Source organism: Arthrobacter sp. SE2 (assembly GCF_058244265.1).
Map to the genome: position 1 here is coordinate 11,513 of NZ_JBZAYA010000007.1, position 19,465 is coordinate 30,977.

The 19,465-nt window shown below is 63.8% G+C and carries 21 protein-coding genes and 1 tRNA gene; 11 read left to right on the plus strand and 11 right to left on the minus strand.

Annotated features, from left to right (window positions below):
* Nucleotides 1-138 precede the first annotated feature (138 nt).
* Together AC4CS3_RS11345 and AC4CS3_RS11350 are read right to left on the minus strand one after the other, a co-directional pair.
* Nucleotides 139-1,302, minus strand: coding sequence for a cystathionine gamma-synthase (locus AC4CS3_RS11345; protein ID WP_437771114.1), 1,164 nt, complete (start codon nt 1,300-1,302; stop codon nt 139-141).
* A 14-nt stretch (nt 1,303-1,316) separates the two neighbouring features.
* The gene (locus tag AC4CS3_RS11350) at nt 1,317-2,702 is read right to left on the minus strand and encodes a cystathionine beta-synthase (protein ID WP_236812368.1); all 1,386 of its coding nucleotides are present in this window, start codon (nt 2,700-2,702) and stop codon (nt 1,317-1,319) included.
* Nucleotides 2,703-2,849: 147 nt separating this feature from the next.
* On the opposite strand from AC4CS3_RS11350, the gene AC4CS3_RS11355 reads away from it, so the two are divergent.
* Entirely contained in the window at nt 2,850-3,278 is a 429-nt protein-coding gene (locus AC4CS3_RS11355) for a VOC family protein (RefSeq protein ID WP_234757283.1), read from the plus strand.
* A 9-nt stretch (nt 3,279-3,287) separates the two neighbouring features.
* On the opposite strand, the gene AC4CS3_RS11360 is transcribed toward AC4CS3_RS11355, so the two are convergent.
* Nucleotides 3,288-3,695 (minus strand): VOC family protein, encoded by a 408-nt coding sequence (locus AC4CS3_RS11360; protein WP_236812371.1) that lies wholly within the window; start codon nt 3,693-3,695, stop codon nt 3,288-3,290.
* Between the two features lie 139 nt (nt 3,696-3,834).
* On the opposite strand from AC4CS3_RS11360, the gene AC4CS3_RS11365 reads away from it, so the two are divergent.
* Nucleotides 3,835-4,827: a DNA-3-methyladenine glycosylase family protein gene (locus AC4CS3_RS11365; RefSeq protein WP_490783557.1), complete on the plus strand. Its 993-nt coding sequence runs from the start codon at nt 3,835-3,837 to the stop codon at nt 4,825-4,827.
* Nucleotides 4,828-4,837: 10 nt separating this feature from the next.
* On the opposite strand, the gene AC4CS3_RS11370 is transcribed toward AC4CS3_RS11365, so the two are convergent.
* A complete protein-coding gene (locus AC4CS3_RS11370; RefSeq protein ID WP_490783558.1) occupies nt 4,838-5,800 on the minus strand; it encodes a hypothetical protein in 963 nt (320 codons plus the stop codon).
* 139 nt (nt 5,801-5,939) lie between these two features.
* On the minus strand, nt 5,940-7,613 hold the full coding sequence (locus tag AC4CS3_RS11375; RefSeq protein WP_490783559.1) for an AMP-binding protein: 1,674 nt from the start codon (nt 7,611-7,613) through the stop codon (nt 5,940-5,942).
* Between the two features lie 102 nt (nt 7,614-7,715).
* Between AC4CS3_RS11375 and AC4CS3_RS11380 the strand changes: the two genes are divergently transcribed.
* Complete coding sequence (locus tag AC4CS3_RS11380) at nt 7,716-7,994, plus strand: putative quinol monooxygenase (protein WP_490783560.1); 279 nt, start codon at nt 7,716-7,718, stop codon at nt 7,992-7,994.
* Here the strand turns inward: AC4CS3_RS11380 and AC4CS3_RS11385 are convergent.
* A complete protein-coding gene (locus AC4CS3_RS11385) occupies nt 7,991-8,362 on the minus strand; it encodes a thioredoxin family protein (protein WP_490783561.1) in 372 nt (123 codons plus the stop codon). The two genes, AC4CS3_RS11380 and AC4CS3_RS11385, sit on opposite strands and share 4 nt — an antisense overlap.
* Nucleotides 8,363-8,528: 166 nt before the next feature.
* On the opposite strand from AC4CS3_RS11385, the gene AC4CS3_RS11390 reads away from it, so the two are divergent.
* From AC4CS3_RS11390 to AC4CS3_RS11400, 3 genes are read left to right on the plus strand one after another with little or no spacing between them, the layout of a single operon-like run.
* Nucleotides 8,529-9,194 carry a TetR/AcrR family transcriptional regulator gene (locus AC4CS3_RS11390; RefSeq protein ID WP_490783562.1) on the plus strand — a complete coding sequence of 222 codons (666 nt, stop codon included), beginning with the start codon at nt 8,529-8,531 and terminating at the stop codon, nt 9,192-9,194.
* Nucleotides 9,191-10,174, plus strand: a complete 984-nt coding sequence (locus AC4CS3_RS11395; RefSeq protein ID WP_490783563.1) for an ABC transporter ATP-binding protein — start codon at nt 9,191-9,193, stop codon at nt 10,172-10,174. Before AC4CS3_RS11390 ends, AC4CS3_RS11395 begins: the two co-directional genes overlap by 4 nt.
* Nucleotides 10,167-10,967 carry an ABC transporter permease subunit gene (locus AC4CS3_RS11400; RefSeq protein ID WP_490783564.1) on the plus strand — a complete coding sequence of 267 codons (801 nt, stop codon included), beginning with the start codon at nt 10,167-10,169 and terminating at the stop codon, nt 10,965-10,967. The genes AC4CS3_RS11395 and AC4CS3_RS11400 overlap by 8 nt, the downstream gene beginning before the upstream one ends.
* Before the next feature lie 45 nt (nt 10,968-11,012).
* Here AC4CS3_RS11400 and AC4CS3_RS11405 read toward each other — a convergent pair whose 3' ends face one another.
* Complete coding sequence (locus AC4CS3_RS11405; RefSeq protein WP_490783565.1) at nt 11,013-11,558, minus strand: acyl-CoA thioesterase; 546 nt, start codon at nt 11,556-11,558, stop codon at nt 11,013-11,015.
* Nucleotides 11,559-11,697: 139 nt separating this feature from the next.
* On the opposite strand from AC4CS3_RS11405, the gene AC4CS3_RS11410 reads away from it, so the two are divergent.
* Nucleotides 11,698-11,922, plus strand: a complete 225-nt coding sequence (locus AC4CS3_RS11410) for a hypothetical protein (protein WP_490783566.1) — start codon at nt 11,698-11,700, stop codon at nt 11,920-11,922.
* A gap of 163 nt (nt 11,923-12,085) precedes the next feature.
* On the opposite strand, the gene AC4CS3_RS11415 is transcribed toward AC4CS3_RS11410, so the two are convergent.
* Together AC4CS3_RS11415 and AC4CS3_RS11420 are read right to left on the minus strand one after the other, a co-directional pair.
* Nucleotides 12,086-12,167 (minus strand) — tRNA-Tyr (locus AC4CS3_RS11415).
* Between the two features lie 129 nt (nt 12,168-12,296).
* Nucleotides 12,297-12,563: a hypothetical protein gene (locus AC4CS3_RS11420; RefSeq protein ID WP_437771123.1), complete on the minus strand. Its 267-nt coding sequence runs from the start codon at nt 12,561-12,563 to the stop codon at nt 12,297-12,299.
* A 184-nt stretch (nt 12,564-12,747) separates the two neighbouring features.
* Between AC4CS3_RS11420 and AC4CS3_RS11425 the strand changes: the two genes are divergently transcribed.
* The 4 genes from AC4CS3_RS11425 (at nt 12,748) to efeB (ending at nt 17,022) form a co-directional block, all read left to right on the plus strand.
* Nucleotides 12,748-13,239, plus strand: a complete 492-nt coding sequence (locus tag AC4CS3_RS11425) for a YajQ family cyclic di-GMP-binding protein (protein WP_236812384.1) — start codon at nt 12,748-12,750, stop codon at nt 13,237-13,239.
* A 315-nt stretch (nt 13,240-13,554) separates the two neighbouring features.
* Nucleotides 13,555-14,409 (plus strand): iron uptake transporter permease EfeU, encoded by an 855-nt coding sequence (gene efeU / locus AC4CS3_RS11430; protein ID WP_490783567.1) that lies wholly within the window; start codon nt 13,555-13,557, stop codon nt 14,407-14,409.
* Between the two features lie 34 nt (nt 14,410-14,443).
* Nucleotides 14,444-15,655: an iron uptake system protein EfeO gene (gene efeO / locus AC4CS3_RS11435; protein WP_490783568.1), complete on the plus strand. Its 1,212-nt coding sequence runs from the start codon at nt 14,444-14,446 to the stop codon at nt 15,653-15,655.
* Nucleotides 15,652-17,022: an iron uptake transporter deferrochelatase/peroxidase subunit gene (efeB, locus tag AC4CS3_RS11440; RefSeq protein WP_490783569.1), complete on the plus strand. Its 1,371-nt coding sequence runs from the start codon at nt 15,652-15,654 to the stop codon at nt 17,020-17,022. Before efeO ends, efeB begins: the two co-directional genes overlap by 4 nt.
* Before the next feature lie 54 nt (nt 17,023-17,076).
* Here efeB and htpX read toward each other — a convergent pair whose 3' ends face one another.
* A complete protein-coding gene (htpX, locus tag AC4CS3_RS11445; protein WP_490783570.1) occupies nt 17,077-17,946 on the minus strand; it encodes a zinc metalloprotease HtpX in 870 nt (289 codons plus the stop codon).
* A gap of 170 nt (nt 17,947-18,116) precedes the next feature.
* Entirely contained in the window at nt 18,117-19,388 is a 1,272-nt protein-coding gene (locus AC4CS3_RS11450) for an MFS transporter (RefSeq protein ID WP_490783571.1), read from the minus strand.
* Nucleotides 19,389-19,465: the final 77 nt, after the last annotated feature.

The window sequence follows — 19,465 nt, forward strand, 5'->3', positions numbered from 1 at the left end:
TTCTAAAGAAAGCTAGGTTTCTTGCGACGGGCACTCCACTCCTGACCATGTTTGAATGCAAATCGGCCGGGACACGCCGCTGTGATCGCGTGTCCCGGCCGATCCGTTGATCAAAGAAGGTCAGGAATGGAGGGGGCTTCAGTCCGTGATGTTGCCGATCGCCTGCTCAAGGTCAGCAATCAGATCCTCGACGTCCTCGATGCCGCAGGAAAGCCGGATCAGGTTGACCGGAACGGCCAGCTCGGTGCCCTTGACCGAAGCATGCGTCATCTCCGAGGGGTAGTTCATGAGGGACTCGATGCCGCCCAGGGACTCGGCCAGCGTGAAGACCTGGGTGGACTCGGCCACCTTGCGGGCCGCAGCTTCGCCGCCCTTGAACTGCACGGAAATCATGCCACCGAATTTCTTCATCTGCTTGGCCGCGAGCTCGTGGCCCGGGTGGGAAGGCAGGCCCGGGTACAGCACGGCTTCAACCTCGGGGCGCTCAAGCAACCATTCAGCCACGGCCTGGGCGTTCTCGCTGTGGCGGTCCATGCGCACGCCGAGCGTCTTGAGGCCCCGGGTGGTCAGGAACGCATCCATAGGTCCGGACACGGCGCCGACAGCGAACTGCACAAAGCCGATCTTTTCGGCCAGTTCGGCGTCCTTGACCACGATCGCTCCGCCCACGACGTCCGAGTGGCCGCCGATGTACTTCGTGGTCGAGTGGACCACGACGTCGGCACCCAGGGCGAGCGGGGTCTGCAAGTAGGGCGAAGCGAAGGTGTTGTCGACGACAAGGAGGGCACCGGCGTCGTGCGCTACTTTGGCGAGCGCCTCGATATCGGTGATCTTCATCATCGGGTTGGAAGGAGTCTCCACCCAGACGATGCGGGTCTTGTTCGCCGCGACGGCCGCCGCAACGGCGTCAAGGTTGGACATGTCCACTGGTGTGTTGCCGATGCCCCACTCACCGAGCACGCGGTTGATGAGCCGGTACGTTCCGCCGTATGCGTCGTTGCCAAGGACGATGTGGTCGCCGGGCCGGGCAACGGCGCGGATCAGGGAGTCCTCGGCGGCGAGGCCCGAGCTGAAGCTGTAGGCGCGGGTTCCGCCCTCGAGCGCGGCGAGCTGTTCCTGCAGGGCATCGCGGGTGGGGTTGGTGCCGCGGCCGTATTCGTAGCCGTCCCGCAAACCGCCTATGCCGTCCTGGGCATACGTCGAGCTGAAGTGCAGCGGCGGGACCACGGCGCCGGTGCGCGGTTCGAAGGCCTGGCCGGCGTGGACGGCACGGGTGTTGAATCCTGCTTCGTTTGCAGACATATGTACTCCTAGTGTCAGTTGCTCAGGTAGGCGAGAAGGTCGTGGCGGGTCAGGATGCCCACGGGAGCTCCGACGAACGTCACCATGACAGTGTCGACGTCGGAAAGCAGCTCGCGCGCGGCGGAGATGGTTTCCAAGAAACCGATGACCGGCAGGCGCTCCCCCATGTGCTCGGAGATCTTGTCGGTCAATTTCGCCTCGCCACGGAACAGCTTGGAGGTCAGCGTGCGCTCATCGACGGCGCCGAGGACCTCGCCCATGACCACCGGCGGTTCCTGCGAGAGGACCGGGATGTGCGAAACCCCGAATTCGTTCATGATGTTGATGACATCGCGCACGGTCTCGTTGGGATGAATGTGGACAAGGTCCGGCATCTCGCCCGTCTTGGACTTCAAAACCTCGCCAACCGAGGCTTCCTCCCCGCCGGAGAGGAAACCGTAGGAGCGCATCCACTTGTCGTTGAAGATCTTCGCCAGGTAGCCGCGCCCGGAGTCCGGCAGGATCACGACGACGACGGCTTCCTCCCCAAGGTCTTTGGCCACCTGCAACGCGGCAACTACTGCCATGCCGGATGACCCGCCGACCAGGAGGCCTTCCTCGCGGGCCAGTCGCCGGGTCATCTCAAAGGAGTCGGCGTCGCTGACGGCAATGACATCGTCCGGCACGGTCTTGTCGTAGTTGGCCGGCCACATGTCCTCGCCGACGCCTTCCACGAAGTAGGGCCGCCCGGTGCCGCCCGAGTAGACCGAGCCTGCCGGGTCTGCGCCGATGACCTTGACGCGGCCGCCGTCTGACTCCGGCCGGTTGGCGGACACATCCTTGAGGTACCGCCCTGTACCGGTAATGGTGCCGCCTGTGCCCGCGCCGATCACCACATGGGTGATCTTCCCGTCGGTGTCACGCCAGATCTCTGGCCCGGTGGTTTCGTAGTGGCTGCCGGGGGCGGCGGGGTTGGAGAACTGGTCCGGCTTGTAGGCTCCGGGGATTTCCGACACGAGCCGGTCGGAGACGCTGTAGTAGCTTTGCGGACTGTCCGGGGCCACAGAAGTGGGAGTGACCACAACTTCGGCGCCGTACGCCTGAAGCACAGCACGCTTGTCCTCGCCCACTTTGTCCGGGACAACGAAGATGCACCTGTAGCCCTTTTGCTGGGCCACGAGGGCGAGTCCGACGCCGGTATTGCCCGAGGTCGGTTCCACGATGGTTCCGCCCGGCTTGAGCTTTCCGTCCCGCTCTGCCTCCTCGATCATCTTCACCGCGATGCGGTCTTTGATCGAGCCACCGGGGTTCACATATTCGAGCTTCACCAGAATGGTGGCTTTGATGTCCCCGGTCACGTGGTTGAGCTTGATGAGCGGTGTATTGCCAATGAGGTCCAGGACGGACTGGGCGTACTTCATAGGTACCAAGTTACCGCTTGGTCGGGATTGCTTCTGTGCAGCGGAGGGTCGGGGCGGCGGCGGGTCCGCGTCCGCTTCGCGTCTAGCCAAAGGACGGCCTCGCGGGGCAAGCTAGCGGGAACACCCTCCAAGGAAAGGACATGCACCATGGATTGGACCCTCGAAGTGGTTGTGCTCCCCGTGAGTGACATTGACCGTGCCATCGAGTTCTACCGTGACAAAGTGGGCTTCAACCTCGACCACAACACCACGAACGAGCACATGCACGTGGCGCAGCTGACCCCGCCGGGCTCCGGATGTTCGATCGTCGTCGGAGACCTCCCCGCGCAGAGCGAGATGGCGCCGGGTTCCATGCGGGGCCTTCAACTTGTGGTGGCGGATGCGCGTGCTGCGCGCGAGGAATTGCTCAGCCGCGGAGTCGAGGCCAGCGAAATCACCGTCTTTGACGAGCGCGACGGCGGCACGTTCTTCGGCTTCAGCGATCCGGACGGAAACACCTGGGCGGTGCAGGAACTCAAGGTCCGTGCCGAGAAGCCATTGATTCCGGCGGAGGCCCGCGGGCGCTTCGGAGAATAGGCAACCGACTCACTCAGCCGGTGCAGTGCCTCCTGCCGAAGAGTCGGTCTGCCAGAGGCCCAGGATGTTGCCTTCAGTGTCCTTGAAATAGGCGTAGTAGCCCATTCCCGGAACAGCATCCTTGCCTTTGACCACTGAACCGCCCGCACTCTCGATTTGGCCAAGCGATGCCTCGATGTCTTCCACGTCGACCGTGATGATGGGCGTCTTCAGCTCTTCCGAGCGCGGGAAAAGTGCGCCATTGATGGCCCCCGGCGAGCTCGGCATGCCCGTCTGCGGGTCTGACGGCGTGGTGATTGCGATCGTGTAGTCCATCTCCTGCATGGGGTTGAGCATCCAGCCGAAGGCACCCTGGTAGAAAGTGTTGGCCCGCTCCTTGTCGTCCGCGGGGATTTCAAAATGCACAACACCGGCCATTGCGTTCTCCTGAAATTGTCATGGAAGGCGCAGACGCCCCGCGCCACACGTGGAGTCTAGTCGTGTGGGTTTCGCGGCGTAAGGGGCTTGAACGCCGCACTTTTGGAGTGTTGTCGGACGAGCATGCGACCATGAATGAATGACCATCGTCGATGCCCCACCCGCCGCAGCGGCTGCGGCCGACGCGTCGGTGCGATGGCACTCCGGCGGCCCTTTCGACCTTCTGCAGACCCTCGGAATCCTCATGCGCGGCAACGGCGATCCGTCGTTCGCTGCGCGGCAGGACGGCGTGTGGATGGCGTTCACTACGCCGGACGGTCCGGCCACCTTGCGCCTCACCGCCGCGGGAACCGGCCAAGACACGCATGTCGATGCCCAGGCTTGGGGCTCCGGCGCCGATTCGGCAATCGCCTCTGTGCCTGCGCTGTTGGGGAGCGGGGACGACTGGTCCGGCTTTGACGAGGCTGCGTTCCATGCGACTCTTCCGCGGATGGTCAGGGAAGCCCGACGCCGGAACCTCGCCGTCCGATTGCCTACCACCGGCCGTGTGGTGGACTCCCTCGTACCCACGATTCTTGAGCAAAAGGTCACCACTATCGAAGCCCGTCGGGGCTACCGCTACCTGATGTACCGTTACGGGACTGCAGCGCCAAGCGGCGGCCGCCTTTCGACGTCGAGCCTGCCGTCGGGCCTGCTCGTCGCGCCGACCGCCGCCCAATGGTTGGCCATTCCTTCATGGGAATGGCACAAGGCCGGCGTGGGTCCCCAGCGTTCTGCAACAGTCATGCGGGCGCTGCGATCCGCCGTCGCGCTCGAACGGCTCGCCTCACTCAGCGCGGCGGAGGCCGGGGCCAAGATGCAGACGATTCCTGGCATTGGCATCTGGACGGCTGCCGAGGTCGTCCAACGAACCCATGGCTGCCCGGATTCGATCGCGGTGGGCGACTACCATTTGGCCTCGTACATCGGTTATGCGCTCACGGGCAGGAAGACGGACGACGCCGGAATGATCGCCCTCCTGGAGCCCTGGCGCGGTCACCGGCAGCGGGTAGTCCGGATGCTCGGACTCAGCGGCTTCCGCAAGCCGACGTTCGGACCGCGGATGACCATCCAGGACCACCGGGGCCACTAGCAACGCGGAGTCACTTACGGCCCATGTTGCCGCCCGGCATCGGCCGTAAGTGACCCCGCGTTGAGGGTTTCGCCTGCTTGATCCGGACAATGAGGCCGGTGAACCCTTCGGCCAGGTCATCGGCGTTGACCTTGAAGTAGGACCAGCCGGCGCTGGTGAAAGCCTCGTCCCTCCGGTTGTCCCTTGTCTGCCGTTCCCGCGTGAGATGCGGGGCACCGTCATACTGCACGGCGATCCGGAATCGCCGGTACCCCAGGTCCGCGGAAGGAGACCACGGATCGCCCGGATCGAGGCGGAGCTGCAGTTCCGGTTCAGGCAATCGCGCATCCACCATGGCCAGCCGCAGGAATGTCTCCGGAAACGAATCTGCCCCGACGCGCATGTCTTCGAGGGCAAGCCGGGCCTTCTCGACGCCTTTCATGTTCGGATGCTGCCGAATCAGGAGCCGCAGCCCGTCCTTGTTCGCGTAGGGGTCCGTCCTTCCTTCAAGGCCGGGCCGGGGCACGCGGATTAACTGGTCTCCCATGGCAATCACGTACCGCAACGGCAACTGCTGCGCCAGGTCAAGCCACGTCCGGGATGGAGAGGACACAGGAATTCCGTCAATTTCCGTGACTTCGTCCGGGAGGACACGGACTCGGTGCCCCGTCACTCCGGTTCGTCGGACCCTGGGAAGCGCATGGGGCTTGCTGAGGTGGACCGTCTCGCCGCCGCCCAGCCACGGAGGAAGGCCGAGGCGGGTCAATATCGCGGCACTCTCATGGGACACCCAGGCGCCCGGTGTTGCCGCGGCGAGCACCCGTGCCCTTTCGGCAAACTCAAACTCGCGACCCGCAGGCAAGTAGATCAGGCGGCCGCCGTCGGACACGTCCTTGGCCCGGAGCCGCTTCGGAGCGACGCCAAGCACGCGGGATTCATAGACCGTGAAAGGACGGTTACTGAGTTCCTTCGGCAGCGGAATGATGCGGACCATGGGATCCAGTTTGGCCGCAAACGGACCCCGACAAGGAGTTATCCACAGGCAGACTTCCAACCACGCCAACGCGGGGTCACTTACGGCCCATGCCGGGCAGCAACATGGGCCGTAAGTGACTCCGCGTCGGAATCAGAGGTCAGAGTCCGAGGCGGGCGATCGCTTCTTCGCGCATGTCGATCTTGCGCACTTTGCCGGACACTGTCATGGGGAAGCTCTCCCGGATGTCCACGTAGCGCGGGATCTTGTAGTGGGCCAGTTTGCCGCGGCAGAACTCCTGTACTCCGTCCACTTCCAAGGCTGCTCCCGGCTTGAGGATGATGCAGGCCATCAGCTCCTCGCCGTACTTGGCATCCGGAACGCCGATAACCTGGACGTCCTGGATGGCGGGATGCCTGTACAGGAACTCCTCGATTTCGCGGGGATAGACGTTCTCGCCGCCGCGGATGACCATGTCCTTCATACGGCCTTCGATCACGATGAAACCGTCCGGATCCATCCGGGCGAGGTCGCCGGTATGCATCCAACCGTCGTCGTCGATGGCCTCGGCTGTCTTCTCCGGCTGGCCCCAATACCCTGCCATCACGGCGTAGCCCCGCGTGCACAGTTCACCGATCCCGCCGCGCTCCAGGGTTTCACCGGTGCCTGGATCCACGATCTTGGACTCGAGCCGGGGCATCGTGCGCCCTACTGTCGTGGTCCTCTGCCCCAGGGTGTCCGCCGCGAGGGTCATAGTGGACACGGGCGAAGTCTCTGTCATTCCGTAGCAAATGGCTACGTCCCGCATGTTCATCTCGGAGATGACACGCTCCATGACCTCGATAGGGCACAGAGAGCCTGCCATGACGCCGGTGCGCAGCGTGGAGAGGTCGTAGGAGGCGAACTCCGGCAAAGCCAGCTCGGCGATGAACATGGTGGGCACGCCGTACAGCGAGGTCCCGCCAAAATCCTGCACGGCTTCCAGTGCTGCGGCCGGCGTGAATCCGCGGCCGGGAATGATGGTGGCTGCACCGTAGCTCAGAGCATTCAGGTTCCCGATGACCATGCCGAAACAGTGGTAGAACGGCACCGGAAGGACCACCCGATCGCGTTCCGTATATCCCAGCAGCCTGCCGATCTGGTTGCCGTTGTTGAGGATGTTGTGGTGGGTCAGCGTGGCACCCTTCGGGAAGCCGGTGGTCCCCGAGGTGTACTGCAGGTTGATGGGATCGTGCGGGTCCAGTTCCGCCATGCGAGCCTTGAGCGCTGCGGGCGCGACGTCGTCCGCGTGCTTGAGCAGTTCGGCGTACGTCAGCTCGGCGTCTGTTTGCGGTTCGCCTGCGTTGAGCATGTCCAGTCCCAGATCGGGAAGGAAGACCAGCTCCCGAAGCTCGGGGCAGCTGGCCAAGGCCTCCCGGGCCATGCCCACATAGTCGCTGTTCTTGTCCGATGGAGCGGCCACCAGCATCCGCATGCCGTTCTGGCGGACCACGAATTCGAGTTCGTGGCTGCGGTACGCCGGGTTGACGTTGACCAGGATCGCGCCGGCCTTCGCCGTGGCGTATTGCAGGATGGTCCACTCGGCGCAGTTCGGGCTCCAGATGCCTACTCTGTCGCCTTTGGCGACGCCCTTGGCGAGCAGCGCACGCGCGAGCCGGTCGACGTCGTCGTTCAGCTTTTCGTAGCTCCAGCGCCGCGCCTCATCGCCGGGCACCACGGCGGCTTCGATCAGCGCATCCCGCAACGGAAACCGCGCCGCGACGCGTTCAAAGTTGGCGCCGATGGTCTCTTCAAGCAGCGGGACGTCAGTGTCCCCGGCTGTGTAGGAAAGCATGAACGCACGCTACCAACTCCGAGGGGCCAAGAGAAGACTTTTGCTTGGAAGTCCTACAAAATATTTCAGGGCCTTTCCGGGCCAGCCGGTAATGTGAATCCCATGAGTGCACCCATTGACCTGCAGGCCACGTTCATTCCCAACGACGGCGAATTCTTCCGCGTCAAGCTCGCGCTGGAAATCGCGATCGACGAGGTGGTGAACGAACCCGGCTGCATCCGCTACGAGCTCACCGAAGCCAACGAGGACAAGCTGATCCTGACCGAGCAGTGGGCCTCCGAGGAACACCTCGACATCCACTCCAAGGGCATCGCCGTCCAGGACCTCAACGAATCCCTCAGCGCACTGCTGGCGGAGCCTGTGATGCTCGAGCGCCTCTAGGAGTTTTCTGCGCGCTGCTTTGCGATGTGCGCGTGAACCTCATCCATGTCGAGCCCCTTGACGGCCTCGATGACTTGCTCGAGCTGGGGTCCGTTCAGCGCGCCCGGCTGGGAGAACACGAGGACCTTCTCGCGGAAGGCCATGAGCGTGGGGATCGAGGAGATGCCGGCTTCGGCGGCGAGCTGCTGCTCGGCCTCGGTGTCCACCTTGGCGAAGAAGACATCGTCGTGCTTCTCGGAAGCGGCCTGGTAGGTGGGGGCAAACTGCCTGCAAGGGCCGCACCACGCAGCCCAGAAATCCACCAGGACAATGTCGTTGCCCTCGATGGTCGATGCGAACTGCTCCCCGGTGATGTCAATTGTAGCCATGCTTCCACGGTACGCGACCGCGCCGCCTAAGTCGCCTCTGTTCGCTACCCGGCAAACCGGGAATAAAGCACGACGGCGGGCGGCTGGGACCCGGTCGAGCGGAGCCGGTTGGGGAGAAATCACCTAAGCCTTGCGAGCCATTGAACGCATGTTTAGTATGTTAAACATGCGTTCAATGGTTGACGATCTCAACACCCGCGCCCGCATCCGGGACGCCGCGATTGCCTTATTCGGCAGGCAAGGCTTCGCCGCCGCCACCATCCGGGCCGTCGCCGCCGAGGCAAGAGTGAGCCCGGGCCTCGTGATCCACCATTTCGGCAGCAAAGCCGGTCTCCGAGAAGCCTGCGACACGCATGTGTTGGCCGAAACCGCGGGACAGGGCATCCAGAAAACCGACCCTCAGGCAGTGGGCACGCAGATCCGGAACTTCCTGTCCCACCCCGAGCAATACGCCCACGAGATCGCATATGTCCGGCAGTCCCTCAGCGACGAGTCCGACGCCGCCGACGCCTTCTTTGACGGCGTGGTGGCCCAGACCCGGGCCATCATCGACGCCGGAATCGCGGGCGGCACTATCCGGGCCTTCGACGATGTGGCAACCACCGCCGTCGTGGTCGCGACGAATAGCCTCTCGATGCTGGTGCTCGGCAGGCACGCGGCCCGGGCGGTCGGGACGAGCGAGCTGGGTCCGGACATGCTCCGCGCACTGACGCTCCCTACCGTTGACCTCTACACCAACGGCTTCTACACCGACACCCGATTCCTCGATGCCGCGCGCGCAGCACTGCAGGCACGGGCGCCGGAACCCACCGGAACGGAGACCGCATCATGAGACAGGCAATCGTCGTCGAAGGACTGCGCAAGAAGTTCGGGCGGCGGGAAGTCCTGCACGGCATCGACTTCAGCGTCGAACCGGGCAGCGTGTTCGGCGTTATCGGCCCCAATGGTGCGGGCAAGACCACCACCATGCGCTGCCTGCTGGACATCATCCGCCCCAGCGGTGGACATGTTCAGGTGCTCGGCGAAGATCCGCGCCACTCAGGACCTGAGCTACGGCGCAGGATCGGCTACCTCCCGGGCGAGCTGTTCCTGGAGCAGCGCATCACCGGGCGCAGGCTCCTGGACCACTACGCGGCCATCAGCGGTCCGGTGAAACCCGGACGCATCGACGAACTCGCTGAGCGTTTGGACCTGGACCTCGACCGCCACACGCGCAAGCTTTCCAAGGGCAACAAGCAGAAGCTTGGGCTGGTCCAGGCCTTCATGCACAGCCCCGAGCTCCTCGTTTTGGACGAACCTACCAGCGGGCTGGATCCCTTGGTCCAACAGGAGTTCCTGGCCATGGTGCGGGAAGCCCGCGACAACGGGCAAACCGTCTTCCTGAGTTCGCATGTCCTCAGCGAAGTCCAGCAGGCCGCGGACGAGGTGGCGATCCTGCGGGACGGCAAAATCGTCACCGTAGCCACGGTGGATGCCCTCCGCGAAACCGCCCTCCGGCACTTGCGGCTCACAGCCAGCGGCATCACGGCAGACGACGCCGGTGCGCTGTTGGGCCGGGTACCCGGCGTCGGGGCGCTTGAGGTGCTCAAAGCGGGTGACGGCGTCGAGGTGTCCGCGGTTCTAGAAGGCGGCATCCAACCGTTGGTGCAAGCACTGTCCACGCTTGAGCTGAAGGACCTGGTGTTGGAAGAGCCTGACTTGGAGGAATCGGTACTGAAGCTGTACGGACACACGGGAAATTCAGGCAACGGCAAGCGCAACGGCACGGCCCGGAAGCCGCTGGAGGCAATGAAAGGAACCGGCAATGAATAGGAAAATGCCTCTCTTCAGGCGCGCTTTCCTCGACCCTTGGCGTTCAACCCTCGGCTGGGCAGCGGGCCTTGCAGCGGTGATCGCCCTCTACGTGCCAATCTTCCCGTCAATCAGCAGCAGCTCTCAGATGCAGGTCATGATCGATTCCCTTCCGCGCGAAATGACCAAGGCTCTGAACTACGACCAGATCGCAACCGGACCGGGCTACACCCAGGCAACGGTGTACGGACTCATTGGATTCCTCCTTATGACCATCGCCTCCGTGTCGTGGGGCGCTGCCATTGTGGGCGGCGACGAGGAATCGGGCCAGTTGGAACTGACTTTGGCACACGGGGTCACACGCACCCAGGTTGTGCTGGAAAGGGCGCTGTCGCTGCTACTGCGCATCGCGCTGCTCTCGGCCATCGTCTTCTCGGTAGTCCTTATGCTCAATGAATCGGCCCGGCTCAAAATCAATCCGCAAAACCTGTTCGGCGCCACTGTCCTCTTTGCAGGGCTGGCCCTCTTGAGCGGCACGACAGCACTGTTCGTCGGTGCCATAAGCGGACGAAAGACGTTCGGGCTGGCAGCCGGTGCGGCGGTGGGCGTCCTAGGCTACGTGTTCAACGCCGTCGGGCGTCAAAGTCCGGACGTCGAATGGCTCCTCAATCTCTCCCCTTATCACTGGGCCTACGGCAACTCACCGGTGACCAATGGGGCGGATTGGGCCGCCGCCGGCTGGCTATGGGGAATCTCGGCAGGACTTGTGTTGCTGAGCGCGGTTGCGCTGCAAAGGCGCGACGTCGGGGCGTAGCGACGCTTGCGGGCGCCGGGCCCCAAGTGCCGGCGGTACCTTCGGCTAGTGCCAGAGGTGCGGGGCGGCCTTGCGGGCGCCGGGAAGCGCGTTGTTCTCGCGCCACTCGTGGATCCATTCCGGAAGCTCGAGGTCTGCGGGAGGCTCGCCGAACTCGGCCAGGATTTCCTCTTGGCTCACGGGCCGGCCCTTGGCGACAAGCCGGGTGGCGATGTGCGCGCGGGCGTAGATCTCGCCGTCCACCACCATGCGTTGTTCAAAATAGATTGCCTTGGAATCAAGCCCGATGATCTTGGACTCAATGGTGTATTGCTGCCAAAGCTGCAACGACTTCCGGAATGCGATGGTCTCCCCTGCAGCCACGGGGCTCCAGCCCCGGCGGCGCATCTTCTGCCAGATCGCTGCACGCACCATAAGGTCGAAGCGTCCAAGATCCATTAGCGAGAAGTACATGCCGTTGTTTACGTGCATTGCGATGTCGATGTCCGTGGGCAGTACGCGCATGGGCAACGAGGACATACCCCAAACGCTGAGCCGGCTCCGCCTGGACGAGGTGAACAAGATCAAGAGGGTTCGCAGAAGCAAATGCATAACCGCCATGTTACTCCGCAGTAACATTTCGGGACAGCTTCGTTTTGCGTGTCGCCACATGGCATGCCGTTTACCGCCGGTTCACGTGCCGCGGGAAGAATGTCTGAAAACAAATTGCAGAAGGCACCAAGGAGATCCCGTGAGCACCACCCAAACCATCAGGACACACGCAGAGGTGTGGCCGGAACTGCCGCTCCACCAGGAACTGGTGCTGCAGGACACCCGCGGCAACAGGATCGTGGGCACCTTGGACGGCATGACCGAGGATCGCAGCACGCTCTGGATCCAGTTGTCCGGAGGCCTGGGCCGGCAACTCGTCCACCATCAGGACGGATACTGGCTGGAGCCGAGCAGCGCAAGCTAACTGGGCTTTCGTCGTCGACACCCGAAATCCCTGACGACACCGGAATTCGGGCGTCGAGAGTCCATCCGCGCCTCGAACGGTCCGCGTCGAACGGCCCTTCAAAGCAAGCACGGACAAACAAAAAAAATCCCCGGAACCATGTGGTTCCGGGGATTTAATTTTGTGGCAGATGAGGGATTCGAACCCCCGTAGGCGTTGCCAGCTGATTTACAGTCAGCCCCCTTTGGCCGCTCGGGTAATCTGCCGAACTTCAAAAGAAGTCACTCCCGATCATCGTTTCGTTTCCGATCCGGTAAGCGCGAGCAAGACAACCTTACAGAACTTCTGCCGAAGAATCGAATCGAGGCGCCGAAGCCTCAAAACAGGCGAAAATCTCAGGCCCCGCCAAATATCCGGCCCGCCAACTTGGCCTCGAAACTGGCTGCTTGCTCCAGCGTGATCTGGTTGAGCTGCACGGCCCGCAACAAGTCCGAGTGGACACCATCCATCCGCGATGCCGCATCAGGAACCGGGCTCAGGACCACCGACGCTGCGAGCGCCGCGGCCGCAACCGCGGTTGCTGCGGTGGCGGCGGCGGCTCCGATTGAACCGGCGGCGGCAGCGGCTGACTTGGTGACGTAACGGACGGCCTGGTTGCTCATGGTGCTCCCTTTCAGGATGGGATCTTCAAACTGTTACAACTCTGTCTGGGCAGTCTCAGTTCCGGCCATGCGTGTGCTGTGAGCGAACTGTGAACGCTCAGCACACGCCGGGCGCTTCCGTATTAGGCTGGTTGGCAGACAAAGCCGCCCTTCCGGGCCGCAACGCACCAACCAAAGGAGAGTCATGGCAGGCGAATCCACATTCGACGTCGTCAGCAAGGTAGACAAGCAGGAAGTCGCCAACGCGCTCCACCAGTCCCAGAAGGAAATCGCACAGCGATACGACTTCAAGGGCGTCGGCGCGGAGATCGACTTCAGCGGTGAAAAGATCCTCATGAAGGCCAACTCCGAGGACCGCATCCTCGCTGTCCTGGACGTCTTCCAGTCCAAGCTCATCAAGCGCGGCATCTCCCTCAAGTCCCTCGACCAGGGCGAGCCATACCCTTCCGGCAAGGAATTTCGCCTGGAATGCTCCATCAAGGAGGGCATTGCCCAGGACATCGCGAAGAAGATCAACAAGATCATCCGCGACGAAGCCCCAAAGTCCGTCAAGTCCCAGATCCAAGGCGACGAACTCCGCGTCACCTCGAAGTCCCGCGATGACCTGCAGGAAACCATGAACATCCTGAAGAAGTTCGAAGAGGTCGATCTCCAGTTCGTGAACTTCCGCAGCTAAGACTTCGCTGCGGCCAGTCCGCCATCCGGAAGTACGACGACGGCGCGTTGCCCCCTGAGCGGGCAACGCGCCGTCGTCGTTAATGGGGCGTCGTTAATGAAGCCAGGCGCGTCACGTCGCGCAACTTTTTAGGGTCAAGGCTTGGCGGAGACCCCGGGATTCCGCGGCTGCACCGATCCGCGGAGGCCAAAAGACTGCTTTGCGTGACAACCACCCAAAATAATTACGAAACCCTTCTTTTGCGTAATCGGATCAAACGGGTACTGTACTTCCTTAGGCGAGCCTAAGTGTGGCTCCCCTAACGAAAGATTCCACATGACCGCGAACTTCCTGATCGGCCTGCGCGAGGGCCTCGAAGCCACCCTCGTGGTGGTCCTGCTGATGGCCTATCTCGTCAAGACCGGACGCCGCTCGCTGCTCCCCCGGCTTTGGGCCGGCGTCGGCATCGCCGTGGCCGTTTCCATCGCCTTCGGCGCCCTGCTCACCTTCGGTCCGCAGGGACTGACTTTCGCTGCGCAAGAGGCGATCGGGGGCGGATTGTCCATTATCGCCGTCGCGCTCGTCACCTGGATGGTCTTCTGGATGGCGCGCACTGCCCGCAGCCTCGGCGGCGAGCTGAAGTCGCAAGTGGACAAAATGGCCGACGGCGCCGCGTGGGGCCTCGTGGTCGTCGCGGCACTCGCGGTGGGCCGCGAAGGACTCGAGACGGCGCTGTTCCTTTGGGCCGCTGCCCAAGCCGCCGGCGAATCGTCACAGCCGCTGCTCGGCGCCCTGCTGGGCCTGGCCGTTGCTGCCGGGCTTGGATACTTGCTGCACCGCGGAGTCCTCAAGGTCAATCTCTCCCGGTTCTTCACCTGGACGGGCGTCGGGCTCATCGTGATCGCGGGCGGCGTGCTCGCTTACGGCATCCATGACCTCCAGGAAGCCGGAATCCTGCCCGGGCTCCACAACCTCGCGTTCGACGTCTCAGCGGCCATCCCGCCGTCGTCCTGGTACGGCACCCTGCTCAAGGGCACCCTCAACCTTTCCCCTGCCACCACGTGGCTCGAAGCCGGGGCCTGGCTGCTGTACGTGATCCCGGTGCTTTACTTCTACATCCGCGCCAGCGGTTCCACTCCCGCGAAATCTTCCGGCAACGCCGCCGCTTCCCAGGCCGCCAAAGCCGCCTAGACGCTTCTCGCACTCCACAACAGAAGGAAACCCCATGCCTGGCACTCCCCTGCCCAAAATAGCGCTGCCTAAAATGACCTCCCTCCGTCGGACGTCTTTTGCCATCGTCGCCGCGGCCGCCGCTGTTCCGCTGGTACTCACCGGCTGCACGGACAACACAAAGACGCCCGGCCCCAGCGCTTCCGCCGGACCAATACAGGTCACAAGCACCAAGACCGAGTGCAAGGTTTCTACCGGGAGTGTCGCCAGCGGCAACCTGAGCTTCGCGGTCAAAAACGAAGGCACGGAAATCACCGAGTTCTACCTCCTCGCGGAGGACAGCTTGCGGATCGTCGGCGAAGTGGAGAACATCGGTCCCGGCCTGACCCGCAACCTGGTGATCACAGCCCCTGCCGGCAAGTACACCACCGCGTGCAAGCCTGGCATGCAGGGCGACGGTATCCGTGCGGCCTTCGAAGTCACGGATTCCGGAAGCAAGGCCGGAGTCGATGCCGATTTCCAGAAGCTCGTGGACACCGGCGTCCAGCAATACGCGGCCTACGTCAAGGACCAGACCGAGCAGCTCGTGACCGGCACCAAGGCCTTCGCCGATGCCTACGCTGCAGGCGACGCATCCAAAGCCCGCGAACTCTACGCGGCGACCCGCATGCACTGGGAGCGGATCGAACCGGTCGCGGAATCCTTCGGCGACCTCGACCCCAAGCTCGATGCCCGCGAAGCCGACCTTGAGCCCGGTCAGGAATGGACCGGCTGGCATCGCGCGGAGAAGGACCTGTTCCCGCCGGCAGGCTACACGGCGCTGACGGCCACCGAACGCGCCAAGATCGCCACGCAGCTCGTCGCCGATACCGAGGAGCTTGGCAAGCGCACCCGCGCTGTGGTGCTCTCCGCGGACAAGCTCGGCAACGGCGCCAAGGAACTCCTGGACGAAGTCGCACGCGGCAAGGTCACCGGCGAGGAAGAGATCTGGTCCCACACCGACCTCTGGGACTTCCAGGCCAACGTCGACGGGGCGCGGATTGCGTTCGAAAACCTCAAGCCCGCGCTTGCGCAGAAGGACGCTGCCCTCGCCACGAGCCTCGACGAGAAGTTCGCTGCCCTGCAGGCCGAGCTCAAGAAGCACGCCAAGGGTGACGGTTTCGCGTACTACAACGAACTCGGCCCGGCTGAGGTCCAGCAGCTCGCCGCACTGGTCGACGCCCTGGGAGAGCCGTTGTCCAAGCTCACCTCAGCCGTGGTTCTGTGAGCGGCTGCCCTTTCAACCACGAGCCCGCTGAGGTGCCCGACGGCGGGACGGAGGCTGCCGCCGTCGGGGCCGCCAAGGCGGCCAAGGGCGACAAGAGCGGCCTGTCCCGTCGGGGACTGTTTTCCCTCGCGGGCGTGGGCGGCGTCGGTGCCGCGGCAGGCCTTGCCGCCGGATACCTCAGCCATGACGCCGTGGCCGCAGTGGCCGCCCCGGCAGGTACCGGAAGCAGCGTGGTTCCTTTCTATGGCGAACGCCAAGCCGGCATCATCACTCCCGCCCAGGACCGCCTCCACATGGCCGCCTTCGACGTCACCATCGAGGACCGCGCGGCATTAATCCAGCTCTTGAAAGACTGGACCGCTGCAGCCGAAGCCATGACGGCCGGCCGCACGACCGGCGCGACCGGCGCCGTCGACGGCCCCTACGATGCGCCCCCGGAAGACACCGGGGAAGCCCTCGATCTGGCGGCCGGCAAGCTGACGTTGACGTTCGGCTTCGGACCGGGCCTCTTCGAAAAGGATGGCAAGCCCCGCTTCGGACTGGAGGGCCGCAGACCCGATGCCCTGATCGACCTGCCGCATTTCCCTGGCGACGCCTTGCAACCAGAACGCACAGGCGGGGACATTGTGGTCCAGGCGTGCGCGGACGATCCCCAGGTCGCCGTGCATGCGATCCGGAACCTCGCACGTATCGGCTTCGGCAAGGTGCGCGTCCGCTGGTCCCAGCTGGGCTTCGGCCGGACCTCCTCCACGTCCCGCGCCCAGACCACCGCACGCAACCTTTTCGGGTTCAAGGACGGCACAGCCAACCTGAAGGCCGAAGAACCTGCACTCCTCAACGAGCATGTTTGGGCCACCGCCGGAACCCACCCGGGTGAAGCGTGGATGGCGGGAGGCAGCTACCTTGTGTCCCGGCGGATTCGGATGCATATCGAGATCTGGGACCGGACTTCGCTCCGCGAACAGGAAGGGCTGATCGGCCGCACGAAGGGTGCCGGAGCGCCATTGTCCGGAGGAGAGGAATTCACGGCGCCGGACTTCGGGATCAAGGGCCGCGACGGAGAGCCGTTGATTCCGATCGATTCCCACGTCCGTCTGGCGCACGCGGACCAGAACAACGGTGTGAAGATGCTTCGCCGCGGATACAACTACACCGACGGTTCGGACGGGCTCGGCCACCTCGACGCGGGCCTCTTCTTCATCGCCTTCGTCAAGGACCCGCGGACGCATTACGTGCCCATGCAGATGGCCATGGCGAAGAGCGACAAGCTGGCCCTGGAGTACCTCAAGCACACGGGCTCGGGCCTGTTCGCAGTGCCTCCGGGCATAAAGGCGGGCGGCTTCATTGGTGAGGGCTTGTTCGCATGAAGCCGCCCGTCGTCGGACGCGGCACCGGCACTCGGTGACTTACGGGACCGCTGGCTAGGAAAGCGGCCGTCCGGCCATCCGTTCGAGCCGCTCGATGCGCTCACGCATGGGCGGGTGGGTGGCGAACAGCTTGGTCATGGCACCGCCGCGGAACGGGTTGGCAATCATGAGGTGCGAAGTATTCACGAGGCGCTGATCCTGTGGCAGCGGCACTTGCTTCACACCCGCTTCGATCCTGCGGAGGGCTGAGGCGAGCGCCAGCGGATCGCCGGTGAGTTCCGCGCCGTCGTGGTCGGCGTCGTACTCCCTCGTGCGGGAAATGGCGAGCTGGATCAAGGAAGCGGCAAACGGCGCAAGTAGCGCCATGGCGATCATGGCAAACGGGTTGGCGTTCCGCCGGTCCCCGCCGCCGAAGAACAGCAGCATCTGGCCCACCGAAGTAATGACGCCGGCGACGGCGGCCGCGATGGACGAGGTGAGGATGTCGCGGTTGTAGACGTGCATGAGTTCATGCCCGAGGACGCCGCGGAGTTCGCGCGCGTCGAGCAAGTTCAAGATGCCTGCGGTGCAACACACGGCGGCGTTCTTCGGATTGCGTCCCGTGGCGAAGGCATTGGGGGTCATGGTCGGAGAAATGTAGATCCGCGGCATGGGTTGGTTCGCGCGCACGGAGAGTTCCCGGACGATCTGGTACAGCTGCGGAGCCTGCTCTTCCGAAACCGGGTACGCGGCCATGGACCGGATGGCGATCTTGTCGCTGTTCCAATATCCATAAGCCGTTGTCGCGATGCCGATCAGTGCCATGATCCAGATGGGCGACGCGCTGCGGGTGCCCACGCCGATCACGGCACCTAGTCCCAGCAGCACCGCCCAGAGCACACCGAATAGCGCTGCGGTCTTCAGGCCATTGTGATGATTATGCACTTCACTACTTTCTTGCAGTACGGCTTTTGTCTTGCATTGCATGCTGGTTCTGATCCGATTAACGCCGACGGCGGCCCGGACGTTCCGCCCAACTAACTCGCAGTTGTTGTCGTTCTGGGCCGTTATAACGACAACAACTGTCAGCTAGTTGGGCGGGGGCTGACCACGGGCTAGGGCACCGGGTGGAGGGAATCGTATTGGAGGAATCCGCGCTGCCCGCGCGCCACGAGCCACGCCAGTACTGCGCACAACACGCCGCCGAGGAGCAGCACCCAGCCCTCACTGAGAACCTTGGTGACGCCACCGGCGAGCATGTCCCCCACTCGGGGACCACCTGAAACCACCACAATGAACACGCCTTGCAACCGTCCCCGCATGTGGTCCGGAGTGGCCGATTGCAGGATGGTGGTGCGGAAGACCGCGCTGGCCGAGTCCGAGATTCCGGCAAGGGCACAACACATGGCCGCCGGGATGATCCACAGCGTGACCCCATCGCGCCCGGCGTCCCCGGCAAGGACCACCACCAGGCCGAAAGCCGCGATCGAAAAGCCCCATCCGGCCACGGACCAGACCACCGCCCTCCCTTGGCGCCGCACCCTCCCCAGCGGTCCGGAGAACAACCCCGCCAGGAAGGCGCCGACAGCCACCGAGGCGAGCAGCACACCCACGGTAGTGTCGCCACCCCCGATCATCGTGGCTCCGATCGCGGGCATGAGGGCGCGCGGCTGGGCGCAGATCATCGCTACGAGGTCGATGATGAAGGTCATGCGGAGGTTCGGCCTGGTGCCCAGGAAACGGAAGCCCTCGACGACGGAGCGCAGGCCGGGTGCCGACGCGTTCGCTGCCGCAGGAAGGGCCGGGAGCTTGAAAAGGCTCCACAGCGCGAAGGCGAAGCTCAGGGCATCGATCGTGTAGGTCCAGCCAAAACCGCTCGAAGCGACCAGAACGCCGGCCAGCAGGGGGCCGGCCGTCATGGAAATACCCATGTTGAGCATGCTCAACGCGTTGGCGGCGGGCAGCAGTTCCTTGCGGACCAGCAAGGGAATGATGGCGCTGCGTGCCGGCGCGTTGATACCTTGCGCGCCGCTCTGGATCGCGACGAGGAGGAACAGTATCCAGACATTGTTCAGCTGGAACCACGCCTGGAGTGCCAAGGCCACGCTGCAGGCCCACAAAACGAGGGACGCAACAATGGCGACTTTCCGCCGGTCATAGGCATCGGAAAGGGCCCCGCCAAACAAACCCGCGATCACGAGCGGAACCAGGGCAAAGATGCTGAGCAGCCCCACGTAGAGGCTCTGTTGGGTGATGCTGTAGACCTCGAGGCTCACGGCAACCAGGGTCAGCTGGGATCCGACCATCGATACCGAAGACCCCAGCCACAGGCGGCGGAATGCGGGGCTTTCGCGAAGCGGGGTCATGTCAGCCAGGAGTTTTGCCACCGTCCAACCCTACCCACCAACGCGTCCGCCCTCCCGGAGCGCTGCGTGGGGCGGGGTTCGCCGCTGCGGTGTGGGCC